This window comes from Bacillus sp. FSL K6-1003 (genome assembly GCF_037964945.1).
Taxonomy (GTDB): domain Bacteria; phylum Bacillota; class Bacilli; order Bacillales; family Bacillaceae; genus Bacillus; species Bacillus mojavensis.
This window is the reverse complement of record NZ_CP150176.1, coordinates 1,241,620-1,265,101: the sequence shown is the minus strand read 5'-3', so window position 1 is coordinate 1,265,101 and position 23,482 is coordinate 1,241,620. Positions and strand designations below refer to the sequence as shown.

Annotated in this window: 30 protein-coding genes, 1 tRNA gene, 2 pseudogenes and 1 riboswitch; of the genes and pseudogenes, 15 read left to right on the top strand and 18 right to left on the bottom strand. The window is 40.6% G+C overall.

Annotated elements, in window-relative coordinates; all coding sequences use genetic code 11:
* Positions 1-2 precede the first annotated feature (2 nt).
* The 5 genes from NSU16_RS06510 to NSU16_RS06490 form a co-directional block, all read right to left on the bottom strand.
* Positions 3-125 (bottom strand): biofilm-forming protein, encoded by a 123-nt coding sequence (locus NSU16_RS06510; RefSeq protein WP_168747461.1) that lies wholly within the window; start codon positions 123-125, stop codon positions 3-5.
* Between the two features lie 515 nt (positions 126-640).
* Positions 641-1,477: a chitosanase gene (gene csn, locus NSU16_RS06505; protein ID WP_268446484.1), complete on the bottom strand. Its 837-nt coding sequence runs from the start codon at positions 1,475-1,477 to the stop codon at positions 641-643.
* Positions 1,478-1,834: 357 nt separating this feature from the next.
* A complete protein-coding gene (locus NSU16_RS06500; RefSeq protein ID WP_229147875.1) occupies positions 1,835-2,554 on the bottom strand; it encodes an NPP1 family protein in 720 nt (239 codons plus the stop codon).
* Between the two features lie 277 nt (positions 2,555-2,831).
* The gene (locus NSU16_RS06495) at positions 2,832-3,098 is read right to left on the bottom strand and encodes a hypothetical protein (RefSeq protein WP_168747458.1); all 267 of its coding nucleotides are present in this window, start codon (positions 3,096-3,098) and stop codon (positions 2,832-2,834) included.
* A gap of 411 nt (positions 3,099-3,509) precedes the next feature.
* Positions 3,510-3,953 (bottom strand): DUF805 domain-containing protein, encoded by a 444-nt coding sequence (locus NSU16_RS06490; protein ID WP_268505376.1) that lies wholly within the window; start codon positions 3,951-3,953, stop codon positions 3,510-3,512.
* Between the two features lie 282 nt (positions 3,954-4,235).
* Between NSU16_RS06490 and NSU16_RS06485 the strand changes: the two genes are divergently transcribed.
* The 4 genes and pseudogenes from NSU16_RS06485 to NSU16_RS06470 all read left to right on the top strand — a co-directional run bounded on the left by NSU16_RS06485 (position 4,236) and on the right by NSU16_RS06470 (position 6,892).
* Positions 4,236-4,631, top strand: coding sequence for a hypothetical protein (locus NSU16_RS06485; protein ID WP_168747456.1), 396 nt, complete (start codon positions 4,236-4,238; stop codon positions 4,629-4,631).
* Between the two features lie 436 nt (positions 4,632-5,067).
* Complete coding sequence (locus tag NSU16_RS06480) at positions 5,068-5,526, top strand: DinB family protein (protein WP_168747455.1); 459 nt, start codon at positions 5,068-5,070, stop codon at positions 5,524-5,526.
* Positions 5,527-5,657: 131 nt separating this feature from the next.
* Positions 5,658-6,075 (top strand): annotated as a pseudogene (locus NSU16_RS06475) (T7SS effector LXG polymorphic toxin); the annotation flags it as partial.
* 544 nt (positions 6,076-6,619) lie between these two features.
* Entirely contained in the window at positions 6,620-6,892 is a 273-nt protein-coding gene (locus tag NSU16_RS06470; protein WP_010333831.1) for a hypothetical protein, read from the top strand.
* Positions 6,893-7,186: 294 nt separating this feature from the next.
* On the opposite strand, the gene NSU16_RS06465 is transcribed toward NSU16_RS06470, so the two are convergent.
* The 4 genes and pseudogenes from NSU16_RS06465 to NSU16_RS06450 form a co-directional block, all read right to left on the bottom strand.
* Complete coding sequence (locus NSU16_RS06465) at positions 7,187-7,657, bottom strand: sigma-70 family RNA polymerase sigma factor (RefSeq protein ID WP_339192340.1); 471 nt, start codon at positions 7,655-7,657, stop codon at positions 7,187-7,189.
* Between the two features lie 36 nt (positions 7,658-7,693).
* Positions 7,694-7,863 (bottom strand): annotated as a pseudogene (locus NSU16_RS06460) (hypothetical protein).
* Positions 7,864-7,878: 15 nt separating this feature from the next.
* Positions 7,879-8,010 (bottom strand): hypothetical protein, encoded by a 132-nt coding sequence (locus NSU16_RS06455; protein WP_339192338.1) that lies wholly within the window; start codon positions 8,008-8,010, stop codon positions 7,879-7,881.
* 141 nt (positions 8,011-8,151) lie between these two features.
* The gene (locus tag NSU16_RS06450) at positions 8,152-8,448 is read right to left on the bottom strand and encodes a hypothetical protein (protein ID WP_103803582.1); all 297 of its coding nucleotides are present in this window, start codon (positions 8,446-8,448) and stop codon (positions 8,152-8,154) included.
* 92 nt (positions 8,449-8,540) lie between these two features.
* Between NSU16_RS06450 and NSU16_RS06445 the strand changes: the two genes are divergently transcribed.
* Positions 8,541-9,194, top strand: a complete 654-nt coding sequence (locus NSU16_RS06445) for a hypothetical protein (RefSeq protein WP_268289093.1) — start codon at positions 8,541-8,543, stop codon at positions 9,192-9,194.
* A 56-nt stretch (positions 9,195-9,250) separates the two neighbouring features.
* Here the strand turns inward: NSU16_RS06445 and NSU16_RS06440 are convergent, their stop codons facing one another.
* Entirely contained in the window at positions 9,251-9,421 is a 171-nt protein-coding gene (locus tag NSU16_RS06440; protein ID WP_339192332.1) for a hypothetical protein, read from the bottom strand.
* Positions 9,422-9,533: 112 nt separating this feature from the next.
* Here NSU16_RS06440 and NSU16_RS06435 point away from each other — a divergent pair, with 112 nt between their 5' ends.
* Positions 9,534-9,803: an LCI fold-containing protein gene (locus NSU16_RS06435; protein ID WP_326219135.1), complete on the top strand. Its 270-nt coding sequence runs from the start codon at positions 9,534-9,536 to the stop codon at positions 9,801-9,803.
* Between the two features lie 86 nt (positions 9,804-9,889).
* Here the strand turns inward: NSU16_RS06435 and NSU16_RS06430 are convergent, their stop codons facing one another.
* On the bottom strand, positions 9,890-10,660 hold the full coding sequence (locus NSU16_RS06430; protein WP_339192658.1) for a DNA cytosine methyltransferase: 771 nt from the start codon (positions 10,658-10,660) through the stop codon (positions 9,890-9,892).
* 81 nt (positions 10,661-10,741) lie between these two features.
* Here NSU16_RS06430 and NSU16_RS06425 point away from each other — a divergent pair, with 81 nt between their 5' ends.
* The 3 genes from NSU16_RS06425 to NSU16_RS06415 all read left to right on the top strand — a co-directional run bounded on the left by NSU16_RS06425 (position 10,742) and on the right by NSU16_RS06415 (position 13,149).
* Entirely contained in the window at positions 10,742-11,326 is a 585-nt protein-coding gene (locus tag NSU16_RS06425) for an SHOCT domain-containing protein (protein ID WP_268322191.1), read from the top strand.
* 69 nt (positions 11,327-11,395) lie between these two features.
* A complete protein-coding gene (locus NSU16_RS06420) occupies positions 11,396-11,899 on the top strand; it encodes an ImmA/IrrE family metallo-endopeptidase (RefSeq protein WP_339192327.1) in 504 nt (167 codons plus the stop codon).
* Between the two features lie 20 nt (positions 11,900-11,919).
* On the top strand, positions 11,920-13,149 hold the full coding sequence (locus NSU16_RS06415; protein WP_339192325.1) for a site-specific integrase: 1,230 nt from the start codon (positions 11,920-11,922) through the stop codon (positions 13,147-13,149).
* A 130-nt stretch (positions 13,150-13,279) separates the two neighbouring features.
* On the opposite strand, the gene NSU16_RS06410 is transcribed toward NSU16_RS06415, so the two are convergent.
* Positions 13,280-13,352 (bottom strand) — tRNA-Val (locus NSU16_RS06410).
* A 175-nt stretch (positions 13,353-13,527) separates the two neighbouring features.
* Here NSU16_RS06410 and NSU16_RS06405 point away from each other — a divergent pair.
* Both NSU16_RS06405 and NSU16_RS06400 read left to right on the top strand, forming a co-directional pair.
* Positions 13,528-14,718 carry a DUF819 family protein gene (locus tag NSU16_RS06405; RefSeq protein WP_339192323.1) on the top strand — a complete coding sequence of 397 codons (1,191 nt, stop codon included), beginning with the start codon at positions 13,528-13,530 and terminating at the stop codon, positions 14,716-14,718.
* A 70-nt stretch (positions 14,719-14,788) separates the two neighbouring features.
* A complete protein-coding gene (locus tag NSU16_RS06400) occupies positions 14,789-15,334 on the top strand; it encodes a GNAT family protein (protein WP_010333792.1) in 546 nt (181 codons plus the stop codon).
* A gap of 31 nt (positions 15,335-15,365) precedes the next feature.
* On the opposite strand, the gene metC is transcribed toward NSU16_RS06400, so the two are convergent.
* Positions 15,366-16,538 (bottom strand): cystathionine beta-lyase, encoded by a 1,173-nt coding sequence (gene metC / locus NSU16_RS06395; RefSeq protein WP_339192321.1) that lies wholly within the window; start codon positions 16,536-16,538, stop codon positions 15,366-15,368.
* On the bottom strand, positions 16,531-17,652 hold the full coding sequence (gene metI, locus NSU16_RS06390) for a cystathionine gamma-synthase/O-acetylhomoserine thiolyase (protein ID WP_168749417.1): 1,122 nt from the start codon (positions 17,650-17,652) through the stop codon (positions 16,531-16,533). Before metI ends, metC begins: the two co-directional genes overlap by 8 nt.
* A 67-nt stretch (positions 17,653-17,719) precedes the next feature.
* Positions 17,720-17,840, bottom strand: a riboswitch (SAM riboswitch).
* 166 nt (positions 17,841-18,006) lie between these two features.
* Between metI and NSU16_RS06385 the strand changes: the two genes are divergently transcribed.
* Genes NSU16_RS06385 through NSU16_RS06375 form a run of 3 tightly spaced genes read left to right on the top strand, consistent with a single transcriptional unit; the run spans position 18,007 to position 19,701 of the window.
* Positions 18,007-18,729, top strand: coding sequence for an esterase family protein (locus tag NSU16_RS06385; protein WP_339192319.1), 723 nt, complete (start codon positions 18,007-18,009; stop codon positions 18,727-18,729).
* Positions 18,730-18,757: 28 nt separating this feature from the next.
* Positions 18,758-19,273 carry a YjcG family protein gene (locus NSU16_RS06380; RefSeq protein WP_010333788.1) on the top strand — a complete coding sequence of 172 codons (516 nt, stop codon included), beginning with the start codon at positions 18,758-18,760 and terminating at the stop codon, positions 19,271-19,273.
* Positions 19,274-19,278: 5 nt separating this feature from the next.
* Positions 19,279-19,701 carry a GNAT family N-acetyltransferase gene (locus NSU16_RS06375; RefSeq protein ID WP_168747443.1) on the top strand — a complete coding sequence of 141 codons (423 nt, stop codon included), beginning with the start codon at positions 19,279-19,281 and terminating at the stop codon, positions 19,699-19,701.
* Between the two features lie 72 nt (positions 19,702-19,773).
* On the opposite strand, the gene NSU16_RS06370 is transcribed toward NSU16_RS06375, so the two are convergent.
* Positions 19,774-20,028: a hypothetical protein gene (locus NSU16_RS06370; RefSeq protein WP_010333786.1), complete on the bottom strand. Its 255-nt coding sequence runs from the start codon at positions 20,026-20,028 to the stop codon at positions 19,774-19,776.
* 119 nt (positions 20,029-20,147) lie between these two features.
* On the opposite strand from NSU16_RS06370, the gene NSU16_RS06365 reads away from it, so the two are divergent.
* Positions 20,148-22,427, top strand: a complete 2,280-nt coding sequence (locus NSU16_RS06365; RefSeq protein ID WP_339192317.1) for an ATP-dependent helicase — start codon at positions 20,148-20,150, stop codon at positions 22,425-22,427.
* Positions 22,428-22,492: 65 nt separating this feature from the next.
* Here the strand turns inward: NSU16_RS06365 and NSU16_RS06360 are convergent, their stop codons facing one another.
* The 3 genes from NSU16_RS06360 to NSU16_RS06350 all read right to left on the bottom strand — a co-directional run bounded on the left by NSU16_RS06360 (position 22,493) and on the right by NSU16_RS06350 (position 23,337).
* Positions 22,493-22,747 (bottom strand): stage VI sporulation protein F, encoded by a 255-nt coding sequence (locus NSU16_RS06360; RefSeq protein ID WP_010333784.1) that lies wholly within the window; start codon positions 22,745-22,747, stop codon positions 22,493-22,495.
* A 163-nt stretch (positions 22,748-22,910) separates the two neighbouring features.
* Positions 22,911-23,051 (bottom strand): YjcZ family sporulation protein, encoded by a 141-nt coding sequence (locus NSU16_RS06355; RefSeq protein WP_010333783.1) that lies wholly within the window; start codon positions 23,049-23,051, stop codon positions 22,911-22,913.
* A 79-nt stretch (positions 23,052-23,130) separates the two neighbouring features.
* A complete protein-coding gene (locus tag NSU16_RS06350) occupies positions 23,131-23,337 on the bottom strand; it encodes a hypothetical protein (protein ID WP_339192316.1) in 207 nt (68 codons plus the stop codon).
* Positions 23,338-23,482 lie beyond the last annotated feature (145 nt).

Here is a 23,482-nt window from a genome sequence, read left to right as displayed (position 1 = left end):
ACTTATTTTGTCCTCTTTGAATCTGTACCATGTTTTTTAGGATCATCTGCTTTGAATGCTGTTTCAGTCTCATGATCATTTCTCATTTGTTCAATACTTGAATTTTGAATCCCTTTTTTTGTCATGCTTTCACCTCTTTTCTGAAAACATTGGAATATCAGCTTCACCCTTATTCTGTCTTTTGAGCAGGCATTCATTCACCCCTTTTGACCAATAACAAAAAAACTCTTAAGAGTGACCATTCGTCATTAGTACTAGTTCTGTATCTGCCAAAGCATAATTTATCTTTCAGTCAACACAATAAGTTTAAAGAATGTAATATGACAGAAACTGTTCCGTTTACTGTAAGAAAAACACTCTTTATTTAGAGGATCAGCCAGCATGAAAACAAGTCTAGAATTATGTATTAAGACTAATTGCTGATGTGACTGCCGTTGGATCAGATACATTCATGCCTAGTGAATCTGGTTTTTTTCATTGAATCGGAAAAGCAGATTATTGAAAAAAGCCCTTCTCTGAGAAGGGCTAAGTAATGGTAATGACATTTACACAATCGGTTCCACACGTTAACCCCCGCCATATTAATGAGGGCGGCGGGTGTATACGCAAAGGGTGCAGCCGGTTTCTATACACTCGCTGCTTATTTGATTACGAAATCACCGTATTCTGTTGAATGGATATTGATCGGTCCGTTCAGATTGTAGTTGTTCGACTTGGCAATAGAGCGAAGCACATCCACACGGGCAACCGATTCTCTCCACTCATCACGGGTGTCCGGATCTGCTGGATTCATCAGGTCGTCATAGCGCACGTCCAGAAATTTATTTAACCATTTCTTCTCTTCTATTCCGTCTTTAGGTGAGCCGCCCGCCTTTTTATTCGTGCGTTTGATCAAGGCATAAAAAGAGTCAGGGTCATCACCATCGCCATGCTGAATAACTGTATCGTACATCACAGCTTTTGCCAGTGCTGTTTTCAATCCGGCATTCTCTGATCGTTTCATGGCAGGCTGATAATACAAGCGGTCATTTACCTTGTCTTGGGCAGCACGGAAATCTTTATCATTTCCAAGCGAGCGCCAGGCAGAAGCAAATCCCTTGAGGTTGCTTATGTCATCGCTTTCTTCTTCGGCCAGACGGCGCAATTCAGGCAGGTACTTTTTCAGTTTGTTATTCGGTACTGCCTTTGTGTATACTTCAACTACTTCCAATGCATCCCCGGTAGCCGTTGTAAAGCCTGCCCGGCCGCATGTATAGCCTCTTCCATCCCCCAAGGGTTCCACATATCCGTATTGGATTTCCGTCGTGCCGTTTTCAAAGATACTGGTCAGCTGTTCCGCCCGGCGCTTTTGATCCTTGTTCAGTCCGGCCGCAAAAACCGTATCACTCAGCATCAGGGTAAAAAACATGGTGAAAATAAGTGATGAAATCGCTGCCTTCTTCCAGAAACCTGCTTTTTTCTCCAAACTGATTTTCATTTTATTATCCCTTTCTTCATTGTAATTACGGACTCAGTATACAGGAAGGGGCTGCCCTTTTGTTGAAAACACATCGATTTGTCAATATTTTGAACCTTAATTACTACTCTTAATGGTAAATAGATTGCGGCTTGAATCTTATCCTCTCTTTTAAAAGACAGACATCATTTACACCACAGAGAGATTCTTGAGAGACAAGGCTTTCCGACAAGGACTTCTCTTATTATCATTCGTTCCATTTTTTAAAGTAATCATTCCCAATCAGCTATTGTTTAGAAACTGCAACTAATAGAAATTCGTGTAAGTCAAAAAAAAGAATCCTTCTTTGTAAGGACTCTTCTCAACACCAAGATGTTTTTATTTAAACCATGCTTTCTTTAAATTGATGGTAAAGTTATTATCATTAAAAGGAACATTTGCTTTACCGAAATCAGTTGTATTTAATGCATTCCTTGCGGCAGGAGTTAAATCATCCCATCCGATTAACGGTTGAGTTCCGCCAACTACATCATCGCTCATACGTAATTCATGGTTCAGCGGCCAAGTGCTGTCATATGCAATCAAAGGATGATGATCTCTCATGTTGCTTCCACTCGGTGCTGCATTTGTGAATTTTCCGTGTCCGGAATATGCAATGGATAAAACTTTTGGATTTTGATTTGCTGGATTATCAATCCATACAACGATTCCTTCCCAGTCATGTCTGTGACCTAATTTTGGCGAGGCTTCATCTTTTGGAAAATACCAGGAATACATAATTGCCCAAACCCCATTGTACCATGCAGAACGCGAATATACTTGTCCAGTATTTTTGCTGCAATGTCCTTCAGGCGCTCCAGTAGGCTCTAAACCTCCACTTGTATTGCCTTGTGCATCGACTGCAGGAAAAGGAACGCAGCCGCTATAAACCTTCAAATATGGCTGAAAACGTTTCGCCGCTTTTTGAGTAACAGTGGCAGGCGCTGCCTCTTTAAAGCCGACAACCTTGTCATGATCGATTACTGCTGCATTTGCTGTTGAAACAATGCTGACAGAAGTGAAAACGGATAAAAAGAGAGCCAAGAAAAACTTGTTCATGATTCCAACTCCTTTTGACAATGTAGACAATTATTAGTTATCAAAAATTCGAGTTGAAATCAATGATTCTAAAGTATTATTTGAATTTTTCTTATGTTTTAAATTCGGTAAATAATATTCATTTCAAAAACGTGTCACAAACACACAATAAGCCCCATCCACTAAGGACAGAGCTTTTTGTCATTTTAGAGCCTTTCACAAAGCATGGAAAAGAGTTATAAAACTTCTCTGCACGAAGAGTCGGTTCTTCTGCAAACAATGATGATGTGCTGTTTTCTTACTCATCTTTTTTATCTTTATCGGCATCTTCATTATCCTCAACCGGATCTTCGGGATCGGTCTCATTATCTTTTTCATCATCTTTATTGATCGTATCGTCCTCATCAACACCCGGCGCATTGTTACCGTTATTATCCTGATCGTTCTCCTCAACATCTGGAGTATTGTTATCTTGATCATTATTATTTTGATCGTTATTACAGCCCATTAATATAAAAGTGGATAGAAATAACGCAGTTATTATTTGCAACCATTTTTTACTCATTTCCACCCTCCTCTCTTCTTTTTAATCCATATAAGTTTGTCCATTAAGTTCACTTTGATTCGTTCCATTCTTACATGTCTTCTTGATCAGCATATTAATTCAATCCTTTGCGAAAATTATAACAAAGGTGCTTAGGAAGTGGTTCTAAGTTAGTGGATAACAACTCTTTTTAATTGGTTTAAGAAGAAAAAATAACAACAACTATTCAAAATGCAGTTAACCTTTTTAAACAACATAATGTAAAATCATACATGCCGATATCTTACAGCACAACATTCTCTAAGGTTGATTTATTCCTCCCTCTTTGGTGAAGTTGTTCTCTATCTTGAATATTTAGTTTCCTTATGAGTTCTTCAGGCTATAAAAAACACCCCAATCGCTAAACTCGTTGTCTAACAATTGGGGCGGAATTTACGATTCATTTATAGCATCCTTAGGATTTTCTCCATATTGATTAACTTTTGTTTCACTATCTTGGCAGTTAAAGACAAGCATGATAATAGGACCGACTACCGGAATAAAGCCTATACATATCCACCAGCCACTTTTGCCGATATCATGCAATCTGCGGATACTGAGAGCAAGCGACGGAAGAAAAACAGCTAACTGATAAAGAAAGATCAGAATATATGCCAGTAATCCCCCGCCATATCCAATTACGTATCCTACTTGAGAACTGGCATATCCTTCTGCAGCCAATGGGCCTGATGTAAATAATCCAACTAGTATTAATGATAATAGTAATAAAATAACACAAATGATGCCATTAAAAAGATGAAACATCCAGTATTCCTTTCGCCGAGCTCTGCCTTCAAAATTGACATAGTTCTTTAAGCCATCCCAATACCACTTCATATCATTTCCTCCGTTACCAATAATATAGTTTACTGCAAAACATATCCATTATATCATAAAAACAAAGAAAAATAGGAGGTCTATAAAACTAGTCAATTGCAAAAAGATCTCATTATCAAATAACTTGCTATACAAAAAATGAAGGCAGGCGTAAAACAAAAATAGACAAGTTCATGATCCTCACTCCTTTAGTTCCATTCTTAGTCAACGTGAAACAAAACAGGAATTAACGAAATATGCCAACATACACTTTGTATGAATGTAAACGAAGGAGTGGTTACGTTGTATCATTACTATTATGTTCCTGCGTTAATTCCTCACTCACCACCTGCTCATCACATGCAAAGAAATCAAGACTTTTCAGAAAGACAGCGAAGAAGAGAAATCACATTGAATGTAGATGGCTTTATACCGCCATCTTCCACCGAGGATCTTGGTGACGGCTTTTATTCTTACGCATGGACTAACCAACAGGTCATAGATCCTGGTGAATACCTTGTTTGTTATCTTGAAGGAAGAGAGATAAAGGTCATTAATGGCGGGTTTACTCCACGTGATTATGCTCCATTGTATGCAATAGGCAGCTATCCAAGGAGAAGAAACCAGTGGGTGATTACGATTCATAATCCTCTTCAAACCCAAAGAGCCATATCACTTTATCTCATTGCGAAAAGATAAAACAAAACATTGCACACATTAAGCATCCAGATGATATTGAAATCGGGATGCTCATTTTTTTTCTGTTTTTACATGTACCAATACGTTGATGTTTGATTTTGTAAAGTTGGATCATTCTTGAGCTGTTTGCCTATCCTTATTTTTTTCTTGAATTGTACGTTTCAGTGCTCAATGTATGTTGAGTACTAGCATAATCAGAGCAGGAGCAATGTTTTTTGCCCTTCTATTCCTCCCAGTATTGAACGTATATCTTACTTTTTGATTTCATTTCCCTCCCATCCTCTGCACATGTCGCTATATAAGCAGACAAAACAAAAATCGGCGGGAACGCATTTTAATAGAGGATGAGGATGATATATTAGCGGCAGAAAAGGAGTTTAGGCATAAAACGCTAATTTTTATCAGAGGAACAAATATTATATTTGGAGTGTTTACAATGATTAAATTTTTTGAGTATAACTGGCAGGTAAGAGATGAATGGTTTGAATGGTGCAATCACTTAACTACTGAGGAATTATTAAAAAACCGCATTGGAGGAGTTGAAAGTATTTTATATACCCTCTTTCATATCATTGACGTGGAATATAGTTGGATTCGTGCCATTCAAGGCAAGAAAGACATTGCAGTGAATTTTAGTGACTACAATACCATTCAAAAACTTAAATCCCTTTCAGTTACTCTGCGTACTGAAATTAAGGAGTTTGTTGACACAGACTTAGACAATTTAGAAGATGAACTTGTTTCAATTCCATGGATGAAAGAAATGTTCAAAAGGAGTGAGATATTACATCATATAGTTGCTCACGAAATTCATCACATTGGACAACTATCTGTTTGGGCAAGAGAATTAAACTTAAAGCCAGTATCTGCTAACTTTATTGGGAGAGGGATATAATTTAAAGATATGTGTAGGAACTGAGATTTAAATGGTGGAAATAATAAGATGCCTTTAAACAATTGAAACACTTCATCATTATCAAATGAACTTTTTCGTGCCACAGGACTCAAAAAGGTAAGGATATGATCATGAAAATCTTTGAAGCTAAAACATTGCTATCTGAAGCTGAGAGCTGATCAAGAGAATTCAAGAGAAGAAGAAGCCAGATGGTCAATCTCAAGAAGCCTTCAATGCCGGAGCAGATTTAAATGACAGTGAGTTTTCCGGCAAAGGTGCCAATAACATCAACCCATTTTATAAAGATTATGCGAGTGTTGCTGACAATTCGATTGATTTAATTGCTATAAAAATTGCTTTTTTAATAAACATTTCATGTTCTTTAGAGGACGCCAGCTTATCTGTGCATACATCGAATAATCCTCTTTAGAACACAATCTGATAACGCTTACACAAAATCAAAATCCATTATGTCTGAACAGAAGAAAGCCATACATAAAAGATATCTTAATTGCTATAAACGATATCCTTCCGCTTGACCTATTAAGCAGCTGGAAAAACAACCCCCCTGACTACTCTCTCTGGATTAGGAGCTTTTTGTGAATTGAAACAGATCTGGTTCAATCTAAAGCAGGTTCTGATTTCTAAAAATTCGTTCATTTGTCCTCCCTCTTCTCTATATAATTTCAATATCTCTTAAGTAAGCCGCAGCGTGAATGAAATGATTCCCCCGATCAAAGTAGGGTTCGCTCTCATGCCCGGCCTGTAATCGTGTTGGACATATATCCTAAAGCCGCATCCTATTAGTTGAAACAGTAGTATCCTGAGAATAAAAATCAACAGTGGTTAAGGAAAGCCTTACTACTATACAAGCCCTACCGTAAAGTGAGCTAACATTAAAAAGAAGTACGGTCTAAAAGATGTTCGTCTTCATAACTTTCGGCATACAATAGTTCGTCTAATCACTGTGATCGAATTTTTTCACCTAACTTATTTTAAACAGCCCTATTAATAAAATATCAGTGAATTTGACCATACCATATAATATAAACTTCATATATTAATTTTGATCAAAACAATAGGAGGGTTTACATTGGGTTATTATAAAAAATATAAAGAAGAGTATTACACTTGGAAAAAAACTTATTACAAGAAGTATTACGACCACGATAAAAAGCATTATGATTGCGACAAGAAGTATTATGACTGCGATAAGAAGCATTATGATTGCGACAAAAAGTATTATGATTTTGATCATGACAAGAAGTATTATGATGATGATCACGATTATCATTACGATAAAAAGTATTACGATGACGATGATCATTATTATGATTATGTCAAATCGTATAAAAAACATCACTAAATCTCTTATCACCTATAAAAGTTTTATATAATTAATACGCTTTATGGCAAGTGATGTGAAAATAGAAAAGCTCCCTATTCTGTGGGAGCTTTTCTTAGAAAATTGATAAGCTATGATTCCGACTGGGCTCGAACCAGCGACCTCTACCCTGTCAAGGTAGTAATTACCTTCTGATACGAACAGATGTTTTATATTTTAACCCTATTCTATAGGGTTTTCTTACATAAGTTTCTGATTAAAAAAATAAAATTGGTGACGCAGGAATAATCCGCCGCGCCGATCCCGCCTCCCATTTTACACTGCCGATTTTATCTGTTTCAACAATTGCAAAAGCTTACATGTTTGGCACACTTCGCACAAATGGCACACAATCTTTTCTTTGATCCTCCTAATCGTTTCACGAGAGACGCCAAGATGTAGAGCTATTTCACGATATTTCATGCCGTCCAGCATACAATCCAAAACAATACGGTGCTTTTCATCAGTCAATTCCTCAATTGCTCTATCCAGGAAATCAACGATTGCTTCGAACTTATACAGTCGTTTTTCTCTTCTGTCTAACTGTCTTAATTCAGCCTGACTGATGCCCTTACTTCCTTTGGGCAGTGTCGCCTCAATCCCATATTGGGACACTCCATTTGTTCCCGTAACACTTGATACTACTGATGTATCAAGAATGCGTGTTAGTCGTGAAATCTCCCGCAGCATGAATTTATAATCACGAATCCATCCCTCAATCTCCCATGCAATCATTTGATCTGTCATAGTGCTTTCCCTCCTGATAGTTAAATAGAGTAAGTGTCATTCCAGTTGTTTGCTTTTTGCTCTGCGATATATTGAGGCCTCGATACCTCTTTCACACTGATACTGAAGGTTTTGACCAAGAAGGCTTTCAACTCGTTATAGAGCTCTTCTTTGCCGCAAAAGATATTTACAAGCTTTCCGTTTTTATAAGCGAATCCGTATTTCATCCTGAAACTCCCCTTTTACTTTCTGCATTTATAAGCGCCGCCTTTGCCGCGTCTGAGTGTTTGCATGTTAGTGTTCATCATTGATTGCCAGAAACGATCTGAGCGCTCCTGTTGCTTTTGTGATGGTTTCTTTTGTGATTGTTTCATGTCCAATCACTCCTTTCATCCTAGTGATCGTGATAGACATCTTGATTGTTGCGGAATAAAAAAAACGGACACCGAACGAACAGCGCTAATGCTGTAAGTTCAGTGTCCGCAGGCTTTCCGTCTAGGACATGTATTTTATTTTTATCTGTTTGAGAGTCTGTTTTTAATGTGTAATAGATTTTCCCATAGAACTTTACGTAGTTTATCTAATATTGCATAAACAAAATAGAAAAGAGCAAAATTGAACAACAAATTAAAGACTTGAAAACTAAAAAGAAAATCTCCAGAATAACCAAACCATTTAGCTGGATATCCAAATAAATAATGAGGCTTAGAAAATTCATTATCGGCAAATAGACCTAATCCAGGGATAAGAGACAAGATTACAACTGTGATAATACTTAAAAGAGAATATACTTTCCTTCTTGATAACTTCATAATTTCTCCTTTTTTTCAAAAATATATAGACTACCATAGTTTTACATGTTATTATAACATACGTTACATTATTAAACAAAGGAGTCTTCAACATGAAAAAAGTCGCAGTTTTAGTCGCACTCTGTACAGCTTTAATATTTACTCCATTCAATACTAAAGCTACAACAGCAGTCCAAAAAGACCAAAAAACTATCAAACAAGAACTTCAAAAGTTTGATAAGCAAACAGATAGCGTGGAGCTAGTTTATAACTTACCAAAAGGTACACCTACAATCAAATTTGATAATGTAGAAGAATTTAAGAAAGCTGTTGCTGATTATGAAAAAGCTTCGAAAAATAAGAAGCAGAACGTTCAGGAGTATAATGATAACACAACTCCAACTAGCTATACATTCTTAGCTGCATCTTCTACAAAGACAGCAACAAAAAGAATACGTTGGAGTAATGCAGAAAGTTTAAGATGGGCATATTCTTTTTGGTTACCACATGATATGTGGATTGACTTCAAATATACATACACAGGATCAGGAAAATCTAAAAAGTTCAAAAAGATAACATCCATTAAATCTGATTCTTCAAGCTTCCCATCTTCTTGGCATCAATCTATGTCAAACTCCACTTTTTATGATAAAAACAGAGGAGTTAAGATTCACATAAAAGGATCATTTTTATTAGGCGTAAACATTGGTGGACAATCAGTAGGAGCTAAATTCCCTGATTCATACACAAAAAAATATCACTTTTAATTAGCAGGCCATCAGGCCTGCTTTTTTCTTTGATCGACTGGTTTACAATGCATTATTCAACGCTTTTTCTCTGTATACTTATCAATATCTTTAAAATAAGCCGCAGCCGTGAATGAAATGATCGCCCCGATCAAAGCAAGGTTCGCTTTCATGTCCGGCCTGTAATCGTGTTGGAAATAAATCCAGAATCCGCATCCCATCAGTAGAAACAGTATCCTTAGTGCCATCAAATCCCCCTAACTAAATTCACGTTCACAAAACATTAACAATAATTACCTTGGATATTTTTGTATAATGTGTAATAATACAATTGTATTAAAAACAAAGGGAGTGTTTAAAATGAAATTGAAAAAAGTTTTAACTGGTTCTGCATTGTCCCTTGCTTTACTTATTTCTGCTGCTCCTGCCTTTGCTACAAGCCCTACAAACCATAGTACAAATCACGAATCAATATCACCCCAAGCAGTTTTACAAGATTATTATCTGGGGGCTAATTCTAGAGCAGAATTGAAAAATGTAATTGAAGTTTTCGGTACAAAATTTTATTTAAAAGATGCATGGCAGAATAGTGACGGATCTTGGACTGGCTTTTATCAAGGTTGGGTTTAATCTTTTCAGGAGATAGGGACTTTCATCCCTATCTTTTTTAATTCCGTTGAATTCAGCGTAATCACATTCAGGGCAGCTGTATTCGATCATGATGCCGCCTCCTGATCCATAATCGCTTTGAATATGGGGTAAATCTGCTGAGGCACAACCGCGTTGCCTAATCCTTTAATTCTGTCCACCCGGTTGGGAACCCCATGAGCCACTCGACCCACGTCGGGTTCAGTTGCCCACCGACTCTCTCCCCCTCTAGGCTTGAGACTGTATTTCCCAACCTGACATATTGCTTTTTCGCTCGTCTTTCTTCCTCCGTCATGTTGTTCCATTTGGTTGCATCGCTCGCTAACGGAGTGGGATATAATTTGATTGCAGTTATAAGATTTATCTGATGTTTGCCTGATTCTGCTTTCTTTTTCGATAAAGGACCTCTTTTCCCGTCCCATGCATTGGGAGTGGGCCACAACAAAGACTCGGTCTCTTTGATGTTGGGCGCCGACGGCAACAGCCGGTATAATAAACGATTGCCCTTTGTAACCCGCACTTTCCAAGTCAAATAGCGTGCGGTCGAGCTCCATGTTTGCGAAGTTAGCAACGTTTTCACCAACAACCCAAGTGGGTCTAAGTTCTTTGATGATCCTAAACATTTCCGGCCAGAGGTCGCGGTCATCTTCCGTGCCTCTTCGCTTCCCGGCAATACTGTAAGGCTGGCAAGGGAATCCTCCTGAAATAATGTCAATTGTTCCACCTGGCTCAATCACTCCTTTTTCCTCTAAAAGCTGTCTATTCAAGGTGCGTACATCGTCGAATAACTGTTGACACTTCCTCAAAATAAAGGAAAACTGATTACAATTGTAAATTATTTAGACTACCATAAGGTCGGCTGGGAACTACTTAATTTAGCTAATACAGAAAGTTAATTCATTAAAAAGGGGAAATTACAGTTGGCATTTTCATTTAAAAATGAAGAAGTTTATAACAGTATATCTGGTAAGAAAAGAAAAGCATCTGGAGCATTTAGAAAAACATATTATGCTGCACAACCGTTGTTAGGCAAAAAAAATGAAGTTATGATGGAAGTTATTTTCGGAATTTTAGCCGATACAAAAGTTCGAATTCAAGGACTATTTATTGCAACCAAAGAAAATTTACACCTTGTTACTGATAAGGCTGATGGTCACAGATTAATCACTTGGAAATATGATGAAATCAATAGTATTGCAGTTATTAAACAATCATTTACTGGATTTCAATTAGACTTTAAAACGGTTCATGGTGATTACCTAATTAAAAGTATCTGTGAAGGTGATCACGATAAATTCATTAATTATGTTAGAAAGTCTATTGACACGGCAAATAAGAAATCAACAAAGACACCTCCTCAAAAGCCAAAAATCGATGAAAAGCCAATTAGTTCTGATTTTGACTATGTCGCTTCTGAAATTAGAAAATATGCTTCTCTGAAAGACGAAGGGCTTATAACGGAGGAAGAATTCACAGCGAAAAAGAAAAAGCTCTTAAACATATAAGGCCCGATTTGTTGGGCTTTTCTTTCATACTAAAAACAGAACATACATTCCCATATAGCGGTGTTTATTATGGCAATCCAGTTATCACATCTAGAAGAAGAAGTGAAAAAGATTTATACAAAATTAAATATGCTTACTCCTGAGGACATAGATATGGAGCGCATTGCAGCTGCTTTTAAGATATGGATACACTACGAAAAAACCAATAGTAGCATGTTTTGTATAAATGGGCTCTACAGCATGGTTATAGATATTCGAGCTTCACCACAAGAGCAATGGCAAGACTTCGTTCATGAACTCGCCCATGTGCTGAAGCATGCCGGAAACCAATTTAATATGAATAGAATGTTTAGAGAGCTTCAAGAATATCAGGCCAATAGTTTCATGTATCACTTTTGTGTACCGACATTCATGCTCGAAAAGATTTCGTTGCCGCGCATGCAATCGGAGGCTGTAAAGTTAATTGGGGATACCTTTAACGTCACATACCCTTTCGCAGCTAAACGGCTTGAGATGTACAAAAGAAAACAGTTTTCTATTCACTGGCATCAAAAGCTCTATCAAATGAATTAATAGAACAAGGAGGTTGCCACATGGCTAGTATTGAAAGACGCAGTGAAAAATCTTTTAGGTTAATAGTCGAAAATGGTTATGACGCAAACGGTAAAAGAGATAGAAAAAAGAAATCCATTCGTATCGAAGATCCAAAAATATTAAAGTCTAAACGGAAATTACAGGAGTACCTTGAAGATCAGCTGCACCGTTTCAGAATTGAAGTAGAGGCCGGCGAGTATATTGCTCCTGAAAAAGCTACTTTCGAATCATTTGCGGAGAAATGGGTTGAAAAGAAACTCTTTAATAAAAATGGGAAACCTTACTCTTATACAACATCTGTTAAGTATTCAAATCACTTAAACAATCACATCCTCCCAGCATTAGGTCATAAAAAAATAGACAAAATAAAAAGTCTTCACATTGTTGATTTTATTGATGATTTATCTAAAGATGGAGCTAGAAAAGATGGAAAGCCTGGCGGATTAGGAGATCAAACAATCAAAGATATATTTAAAATTCTGCAAGCATTGTTTAAAACCGCAACAGAGGAATGGAAATTGGTAAAAGATGATCCAATGGAAGGATTGAGTTCACCTGAAGCTGAGAATAAGGAAATGAACTTTCTTGAATCAGAGGAAGCAGCAGATTGTATTAAAGTGCTGTATGAAATAGATATTAAATGGCGCTTATATTATCTTGCAGCTCTTATCGGGGGCCTTCGTAGAGGAGAAGCTCTTGCTTGCGAATGGCACTTGGATGTAGATTGGGACAAAGGAGGAATATACGTAAATAGATCAATTTCTAAAACAATTAACGGAGAGCCTCACGTCAAAAGTCCGAAGTCAAAAAGTTCTCAACGATTCGTTAAAATGCCTGATTTTTATATGGATGAGTTGGCTAAATATTATCGCATATGGAAAAAAGAAAAATTGTTGCTTGGCGATGCCTGGGAAGGTGGAGAACATCAATATGTATTTCACAGTGGTAAAGGAAAACCTTACTACTATACAACCCCTACTGCAAAATGGACTAAAATAAAAAAGAAGTACGGCCTAAAAGATGTTCGTCTTCATGACTTGCGGCATACGATGGTGGCTCTCCTTATGGAAGCTGGCGAAAGTCTCAGTGCTATTCAAAGAAGAGCTGGACATGCCAGTGCTCGAACAACTAGTGATATTTATGGTCATGTTACCGAGAAATTCGAAAATAGCACAGTAAAACACTTTAACCAGTTCGATCCTAGAAACCTAGCACAAAAACAGAGTTGATTTTGAATTCCCCTTCAATATCAGCTCAAAAAAATAAATTCGTCCCCAATTCGTCCCCAACTCGATGAATGATGACAAAATCAATAAATAAGCAAAATAAAAAACCCTTGCTACGCAAGGGTTTAAACTATGATTCCGACTGGGCTCGAACCAGCGACCTCTACCCTGTCAAGGTAGCGCTCTCCCAGCTGAGCTACGGAATCATGATATGTATGTGTTGCTGGGTATGTTGTTGTCTTTCTGACAAGTTCTATTATATTACCTTCCCTTCTATTCGTCAACTGCTTTTCCAGAAAAACTTTTTTTGCCCGGACTTGCTGTTCTTTCCTCAGGCCTTTATAATATGTCTTAATTTTCTAATAATTGAGGTGAAGAGTTTTGCATTCTTTGATTTCTTCTGATGATGTTTGGGTGCTGTGGGGGTTTATTGCGGTATGGGCAGCGGTGAGCATCGGGTTGGAGCAGCGCTTTAAGTGGGCGTCCGCTGTGTCTGGCGCTATCATCGCGCTTTTAGGTGCTATGGTGTTTACAAATATCGGAGTGCTTCCTGTTGAATCGCCTGTATATGATACTGTGTGGTCATATGTGGTGCCGCTTGCGATTCCTCTGTTGCTGTTTCAGATCAATGTGCAGCAGATATTTAAGGAAAGCAGGCGTTTGCTGTTTATTTTTCTTATAAGTTCCTTAGGGACAGTGTTTGGCAGCATCGCCGCTTTTTTTCTATTAAAACAGCATATTCCCTATCTAGACAAGATTGGCGGAATGATCAGTGCCTCTTATATCGGCGGCGGGATTAATTTTGCGGCGATGGCTGCAAAATTTGAGACACCGGGCGAATATGTGTCGGCAACGGTTGTGGCAGATAACTTTATGATGGCGCTGTTGTTTTTTATTTTAATCAGCATTCCCGCACTCAAATGGTTTCGCCGGCATTATGCGATGCCGTTTGAAGATAAGGCAAAAGCAGAAGGAAACAGTGATAACAGCGCGGAAAGCTATTGGAAGCGGAGGGACATTTCATTAAAGGATATTGCCTTTAATACCGGAGCTGCTTTTGCCCTTGTTGCGGTAAGTGTTAAGATTTCCGGCTATTTCAAAATTACGTTTTCCCATCCTCTTTTGACCGGGACGCTTGGCGATCAGTACCTTGTGTTGACGTCTCTATCTGTCCTCATCATCTTTCTGTTCCCTCGTTTTTTTGAAGGGCTCAATGGATCTCAGGAGCTTGGCACCTACTTGATTTATTTGTTTTTTGTGGTAATTGGTATTCCTGCAGATCTCCGATTAATCATTACAAATGCGCCTCTTATTCTCTTATTTGTCTTTATCATTGCCATCAGCAATTTAGCGGTTTCCTTAGCTGTCGGTAAATTGTTCCGCGTGCGCCTTGAGGAAATTCTGCTTGCCGTAAACGCCACAGTCGGCGGGCCTACGACAGCTGCTGCGATGGCGATTGCCAAAGGGTGGCGGGAGCTTGTTGCGCCAATTATGCTGGTCGGCACACTCGGCTACTTGATCGGCAATTATGTTGGCACCTTTATGGGAAATTGGTTTTCTTCCTTTTTGTAAATAATTCCCACACTCTTCTTAGAATACTATGTAAAAGAAATTGCTGACGAGAGAACGGAGAGATTGCTGTATGTTAAAAGGACATACTATTTATATAAGACCTTTAGAAACAGAAGATGCTGAAGAGAATCTTCGGCTGCAAAGCGAAAACCGGGAATTTTTTGAACAGTTCTCCATGATTCGCGCAGACGATTACTATACGATTGAAGGACAGAGAAAAAGGATCGAACAATATCAGCAAAGGTTGGAGAATGACCAAGAGTATCACTTCGGCATCTTCACAAACACAGACCATACATTAATCGGGACGGTTTCCCTTTTTCAAATGATCCGCGGAGCGCTGCAATGCGCGTTTATTGGATACTTTTTAGACAAAGCTCATAACGGAAAGGGCCTGATGACTGAGGCCGTCAGATTGGTTGTTGATTATGCGTTCCACGAGTTAAAACTTCATCGCATTGAAGCCGGTGTCATGCCTCGCAATCTGGGGTCCATGCGCGTATTAGAAAAAGCGGGATTTCATAAAGAGGGCATTGCCCGAAAAAACGTGAGAATCAACGGAAAATGGGAGGATCATCAAGTACTGGCGATTCTCAATCCTGATGATGAAAAATAAAAAGAAGCCGGGCTATCGCCGGCTTCTTTTTTTAACGGACCGCCACTGGCGCGATTTCTTTCAGCGCTTCTTCAAAATCGCGCTCTAAATCATCTGCATGTTCAACTCCCACACTGAGACGGAGCAAGCCGTCAGTAATGCCTCGTTTTTCGCGTTCTTCCTTAGGCATTGCCGCATGAGACATCGTTGCCGGATAGGACAAAATCGATTCCACGGCGCCAAGGCTCACAGCAAAGACCGGCAGCGACACGTTCTCTACTAATTTCTGAACAGCTTCCTTGCTTTCTAGCTCAAAGGAAAGCACAGCACCCGCTCCCGACGACTGCCCTTTATGAGTTTCAGCGCCCGGATGATCAGACAGCCCCGGGTAATACACGCGTTTCACCGCCGGATGCTTCTGGAAAAATTCCGCAAGCCGCTGCGCTGTTTGGCTCGCTTTTTCTAACCGGACCTGTAATGTTTTTAAGCCGCGCAGCACGAGCCAGCAATCTTGCACACCAAGGACGGCGCCGAACGAGTTTTGCAGCTTATACAGTTGCTTCCCAAGCTCTTCATCTTTGACAGCAGCGAGGCCTGACAGCACATCGCTGTGTCCGCTCAGGAATTTTGTTGCACTGTGAAGCACAATATCCACGCCGAGATCAAGCGGACGCTGCAGTGCCGGTGTCATGAATGTATTATCCAGAAAGGTCAGACAGCCGTTTTCTTTTGCAAGCTGGACAACCGCTTTAATATCAGTAATCCCAAGTGTCGGATTTGACGGTGTCTCCATGTAAATGACCTTTGTGTTTGGCTGGATACTCCGCGCCACTTCGTTGATATCTGTCATATCAACAAACGTGTGCTCAATGCCAAAACGGGTCAAAACCTCTGTCACCATGCGGAAGGTTCCGCCGTATACATCTTCTGTCACAAGAACGTGATCGCCCTGTGAGAGAAGTAAAAATGCTGTTGAGATCGCAGCCATGCCTGAACTGAAAGCAAATCCTCTCGTTCCGCCTTCCAGTGCGGCAATTGTTTCTTCGAGTGCTGTTCTTGTCGGCGTGCCTGAGCGGCTGTAATCATATGCGCCAAACGCTTCAAATGAAGATTGGTGGAAGGTCGAGGCGTGCTGGATCGGTACACTGACCGCCCCGGTTGCGCCGTCTGTTTTAAATGGATTGTGCACGAGCTGGGTCTCCAGCGTCCAATTATGATTACTCATATGAAACAGCTCCCTCTTTGACCTGACATAACGCCTGTTTTAGGTCCTCTTTTAAATCTTCGGCATGCTCAATTCCGACCGAGAAGCGCAGCAAACGGTTGCAGACGCCGTTTGCGATGCGGATCTCTTCAGGAATGTCCATGTGTGTCTGTGTGGCAGGATATGTAATAAAGCTCTCCACCCCGCCGAGGCTTTCCGCAAAGCAAATCGTTTTCAGTGCTTTTAAAAATGGATTCACCCATTCTTCTTTTTGCAGACGGAAGGACAGCATGCCTCCTTTTCCCGGGTAAAGCACATCCTTGATTTCTTCTTGCTTCTCTAAAAAGGCCGCTAACTCCTGAGCGTTCGCCTGATGCTGGCGCATTCTGAGACTGAGCGTCTTCATTCCTCTCATCAAAAGCCATGAGTCAAACGGAGGCAGGACGGCGCCGATGGCGTTTTGATGCTGAAACATTTCTTCTCCAAGCTGTTCATCCTTGACAACGACAAGCCCTGCAAGCAGATCGTTATGCCCGCCTAAATATTTGGTTGCGCTGTGAATGACAATGTCAGCTCCAAGCTCAAGCGGACGCTGCAAAACCGGTGTATAAAATGTGTTGTCAACAATCACCAGAAGATCGTGCTCTTTTGAAATCCGAGCGATTTTTTCAATGTCCGCCTCCTGCATCAGCGGATTTGTCGGTGTTTCCACAAACACTGCTTTTGTATTTGGTGTAATTTTGGAGCGTAAACAGTCCTCATCATTGAAATCATCATAATAAAAGGTCAAGCCGTATTTTTTCCATTCATTTTCAAACAGACGGTACGTGCCGCCATACAAGTCCGATGAAACGATCAGTTCATCCCCGCTTTTAAACAGCGCCATAATCGTTTGAATTGCTGCCATTCCCGAACTGAAAGCAAGCCCTCTCGCTCCATTTTCTAAACTGGCAATCGCGTCCTCAACAAGCTGGCGTGTCGGGTTTTTTGTCCGAACATAATCAAATCCGGTTGATTCACCGATCCCTCTGTGGCGGTATGCTGTTGATAAATAAATAGGGGGACTCACTGTTCCTGTTACTTCATCGCTTCGGTTTCCGATTTGGGCTAATTTCGTTTCAACGTGCTGTGACATATAGCTGACACCTTCCCTTTTCATAATAAAAACCCCTTCTTCATAAGAAGAAGGGGTTTAACGCTTCTTCTTATCTTCCAAGCATAAAAAACGCTTGCTGGATTTAGCACCTTGGCGCTTTGCATATGCAAAGCAAGCCGGTTGCTGAGGTTTCTAAGGGCCAGTCCCTCCACCTCTCACGATAAGAAATATCGGTTTCAATTTTCTGATTGTTTTATATTAGCGCAATTTGCAGTTTATTTCAATACTTTTTTCTTCGAGTTCCGAACGGTTTAAAGAGAGAAATTTCTAATAATTCATGGTACAATAATTTCAAATGCAAGAAAGTCTAGTGATGTCCTGGAGGAATGTATTATGGCACCGAAAAACGGCACAGTTCAAGAAAAGAAGCTCTTTTCAAAAGAGCTTAACGAGGAAATGACAGTACTCGTTTATCTGCCGTCAAACTACTCCCCTCTTTATAAATATCATATTATTATCGCGCAGGACGGCCACGATTATTTCAGGCTGGGGAGAATCGGCAGACAAGTGGAGGAATTGCTGTCTAAAAGAGAAATAGACCGAAGCATTATTATCGGTGTTCCTTACAAGGATGTAAAAGAACGCAGAAAAACCTATCATCCGGAAGGTTCTAAGTTTTCGGCATATAAACGATTTATTGCCCACGAGCTAGTTCCTTTTGCGGATCATGAATTTCCGACGTACCAAGTCGGCTACGGGCGGACACTGATCGGTGATTCTCTCGGAGCGACCGTTTCTCTTATGACAGCGCTTGATTATCCAAATATGTTTGGGAACATCATCATGCAGTCTCCCTATGTTGATCAACATGTATTAGATGCCGTGAGACAGTCAGACGACATCAAACACCTCTCTCTTTACCACCAAATCGGAACAAAAGAAACAGATGTCCATACGACAGACGGCAATATTTTGGACTTCACAGAACCGAATCAGGAGCTGAAAATGCTCTTGGAGGAGAAGCTTTCCGATTATTATTTTGAGCCATTTGATGGAGACCACAAGTGGACATACTGGCAGCCGCTCATTACGCCGGCGCTGAAAAAAATGCTCTAACATACTTTATTTTCAGGAGGGACATACTATGAAATACGGAATCGTTTTATTTCCATCAAAAAAACTGCAAGATCTCGCGAACTCTTACAGAAAGCGCTATGATCCGAGCTATTCCCTGATCCCGCCTCATTTGACGCTGAGATCTTCCTTTGAATTTACAGAAGAGGAAGCCGGTGAATTGGTATCACAATTGAGAGAAATCGCTAAAGAATCTCATCCGATTGTTCTCAAAATGACCAAATACAGTTCTTTTGCGCCTGTCAATAATGTCATTTACATTAAAGCAGAGCCGACGGAAGAATTAAAAACACTGAATGAAAAACTTTACACCGGTGTATTAGCCGGTAATCAGGAATACAATTTTGTTCCGCATGTGACGGTCGGCCAAAACCTTTCCGACGATGAGCATTCTGATGTATTAGGGCAGTTAAAAATGCAGGAAGTATCTCATGAAGAAATCGTTGACCGTTTTCATCTCTTGTATCAATTGGAAAACGGTTCATGGACGGTATATGAAACGTTCCTGTTAGGCGGAGGAGAATAAACGATTTGGAAGCTGTTATCGCAAAAAATGAAGAACAAATGAAAGATGCATTTTATGTAAGAAAAGAAGTCTTTGTCAAAGAACAAAACGTACCAGCTGAAGAAGAAATTGATGAGCTTGAAAACGAATCAGAACATATTGTGGTGTATGACGGAGATCAGCCGGTCGGCGCCGGAAGATGGCGGCTAAAGAACGGATACGGCAAATTAGAGCGAATTTGTGTCTTGAAAAGCCACCGCTCAGCCGGTGTCGGCGGCATCATTATGAAAGCGCTGGAAAAAGCGGCAGCAGACGGCGGTGCTTCAGGTTTTATGTTAAATGCGCAAACACAAGCAGTGCCATTTTACATAAAACATGGCTATCGGGTGCTGTCTGAAGAGGAATTTCTCGATGCCGGCATTCCCCATTTGCAAATGATTAAGGATTAAACACCATCCGGGTCTTCTGAGATCCGGATTTTTTCGCATATAAAAAAACCGCTCTCTCATGTGAACGGTTTTTTATACGTATCGATTAATAGATGTACCTATCCCTTTTTCTCGCAATCTTTTATAAAGAGAGCGCTTACGTTTCGCCTCGTTTACTTTTCTTTCAGCGGCTGTCTGAATCTCCTGCTGTTTTTCAAGTTCCTTGTACATCCGCTGAAACGGGACGTATCTGACCTTCTCTGTTCCGGCATAATCCTGTTTATGGCCTATTGTGCGATTGGCATATTGAGCGTATTGCTGGTTCTGAATCTGACCTGCATATATCATTCGGTACCCACCCTTCTGCTGTCTCTTTTCCCTTAAACTTACTTTTTGAAACACGTTTCTTTTGATATGATAGTCTTTGTCTGTAATGAACACCTTTTTTTGATTGGGAGGACCCCTTTTTGAAATGCGCCCGACTGAATGATCGAACCATACATTTACATACATATTCGAGAGAACATTATCAATTCCTTTTTGAAGAAGGAATAAAAGGCCATTTATTTTGTTCTCATTGCGGAAAACCCGTTTTGTTAAGGCTTAATATCACCGATCCGCCGGAGTTTATCCACCGCCAGCCAGGCCATTTTCCGGCATGTGAGGAGGCCTGCGAAACGAAACCCGCTAAAGAAGAAAAGAAGGAAAACTATCAGGAATCCGGTGTTTTTCGATTACCCAAGGGGAAAGCGATTGCTGCTGACTCGTCTCCGGCTGTCACGGAATGGCAGCGGCCGAGAAGCATTAAACCCGGAACACCATTTGTTCAAAAAACAATAGAACCTGATACGAGCCTTTTTCCGACTGTCGGCTTAAACACAGATCAGCTGAAAGCTGTCACGGAAACGGAAGGTCCATTATTGGTGCTTGCCGGTGCAGGAAGCGGAAAAACACGTGTGCTGACCGCACGCGCTGCCCACATGATCGAACACCTAGACATACCGCCGGAACATATGCTGCTTGTCACCTTTACAACAAAGGCCGTCGCGGAAATGAAAGATCGCATGGCGAAGCAGTACGGATTACAGCCATCAAAAGTCAGAAGACTTGTCACCGGAACCTTCCACAGCTTGTTTTATAAAATCCTGTATCACTATGATTCTGCCAAGTGGAATGGCGAGCACCTGTTGAAAATGGAATGGCAAAAGGAACAATATATGAAAAAAGCACTCTATGAAGAAGGCGTAGATGAGAAAGAGTTCCCCGTCGATCAGGCCTTGCAGCAAATCGGTTTTTGGAAAAACTCTTATTTGCCGAATGAACGTATTCCTTTAAAGGATGACTGGGAAAAACAAGTCTACCGCCTGTACGAATATTATGAGCGCCAGAAAAAAGAACACCGCCAATTTGATTTTGATGATATGGCGTCTGCCTGCTATGAACTGTTCATAGAGCGGCCTGATCTTCTGGAGCAATATCAATCTAGGTTTACGTATATTTTAATTGATGAATTTCAGGACATTAATCCGGTCCAATATAAAATCATGCAAATGCTGGCGAGTCCGGAACAAAACCTGTGCTGTGTTGGGGACGACGATCAGTCGATCTATGCGTTCCGCGGCAGCAGCCCTTCTTTTATTCTGGAGTTTCAAAAGGATTATCCTGGTGCCAAAACAATCTACTTAACAGCGAACTACCGTTCAACACATCCGATCGTTTCCAGTGCTGATATTGTCGTGAAAAAGAACAAAAACAGGTATGCCAAGATGCTGGAAGCCGCTCGTGACGACGCGCAGGTCCCTGTGCTGTTTTATCCTTATGACGAAGAAGAAGAAGCGACAATGGTGGTTTCCGATATGAAAGAAAAAATTCAAAACGGCGCAAAACCTGAAGACTTTGCGGTTCTCTACCGGACAAACAGCGCCGGCCGCGCCATTTATGAAAGGCTTCATCAATCATCAATTCCGTATACCGCTGATCGCGGCGTCCAGTCCTTTTACAGCAGAAGAATCGTCCGCCAGATACTCGCATACTTGTACGCGAGTCAAAACGAGGATGATACTGAAGCGATTAAACACTTGCTGCCTGCCTTATTTCTAAAGCAGTCTGCTTTAAACACGCTGAAGGCGCTCTCGATTACCGAGGACTGCTCCATGATTAAGGCGCTGGCCAAACTGCCGGATCTGAAGCCGTTCCAGCTGGATAAAATCAAAAAAATCGTACCCTTTTTCGCAAGCATCCGCACCATGAAGCCGGTGGAAGCCATTACTTTTGCTGAAGGAAAAATGGGCTTCTCCGAATACTTAAAAAAACGGGGCAACGAAGGAAACAAGCTGGAAAAAGGCTCTGATGACTTGCGTGACGTCAAGGTTGTCGCAAAAAAATTCAAAACCATCCCTGACTTTCTCGCCCATGTGGATCACATGCGGGCTGCTGAGAAAAACAAAACGGATGAAAACGGTGTACAGCTGATGACCATTCACCGATCAAAGGGCCTTGAATTCAAAACCGTCTATGTATTAGGCACGGTAGACGGCTCCATCCCGCATGATTTCTCATTAGAAACAGCGAGAAAGGGTGACGAAGCTCCGCTTGAGGAAGAAAGACGTCTTCTGTATGTTGCAATGACACGGGCCAAACAGCATTTATATTTGTCTTGTCCCACAAACAGGCGCGGCAAAACAGCCCACCGTTCAAGGTTTTTGTATCCTCTTCTGCAGCAAACGAGACAGCTCTTGCCCAAATAAACAGCCCGGCAGCGATACTGCCGGGTTTTTCACTGTAAAAAAGGCCCGTTGCCCAGGCCATCCGCTTATTTATTATCCAACATTTTAGAAATCGTTCCAAAATCAAGCTTTTCTTTTCCGCTTGTAATGGACTGGACAATCTTATCTTCCATTTCTTTCGGCACGCGTCTGTTTGCCAGCTGCGCCACGCGCTTAATGACGCTGCGGACTGTGTTTTCATCTTTAAAATTGGCGTTTTGAAGTGAGCCTGCAAGATTCATGACATCCTGCATGTTCACGCCTGTTTTCTTTTCAATGTTCTTAAAAAATTGATTATCCATAATACGCCTCCTTTTGGCGGAGTAATACAGTATTGTATGAACGCTTTACGCATAATGTGATGATCCGCAAGCAGAAATAAGTTACTGATTTAAAAAGCAGCAAAGGATACATAAAGTAGGAAGAAGCACGGAAATCATCCGTACTTCCTCCTTCATTCATTTCTTAGTAGTTAAAAAAAGATGCACCTACGATGATGAGAAGAATGAACAGTACGACCACAAGAACGAATGTTGAACCGTAACCGCCTGAATATCCTCCAGCATAACCGCCGCCGTAGCAGCCGCCTCCGTAACCAAATCCCATAACTAAGCACCTCCTTTACTCTATACACTATGCGAGTCATCATGATTGGCTTGGATATCCGCATAGGGCGCTTGCGGATTTATAATAGATCATGCTGAGCCTGCCGTTTTTTCAGTAAGGCTTCCGTCTTTTCAGCCAATTCTTCAATTTCTTGTTCAAACGACAAGCCGGCTTCCTCAAATAAAGCCAACTCCTTTTCAATCTGTTTGATCATCTTGTCATGCTTGTTTTGCTTTTGATCGTGCGGTTCATACCTGCCCTCTATGAATTTTTCAAACTCATTCATGAGATCCCCCCTCTCATGACATATGCTGAGCGAACCAGCATTGTTAAAAAAAACAAAAAACCGGACATCTCCGGTCTCTTGTCAGGGTCAGGCTATTGAGGTTTTTTCTTTTTACTGCCGCACCCGCAGCCTTTCTTTTTGATCT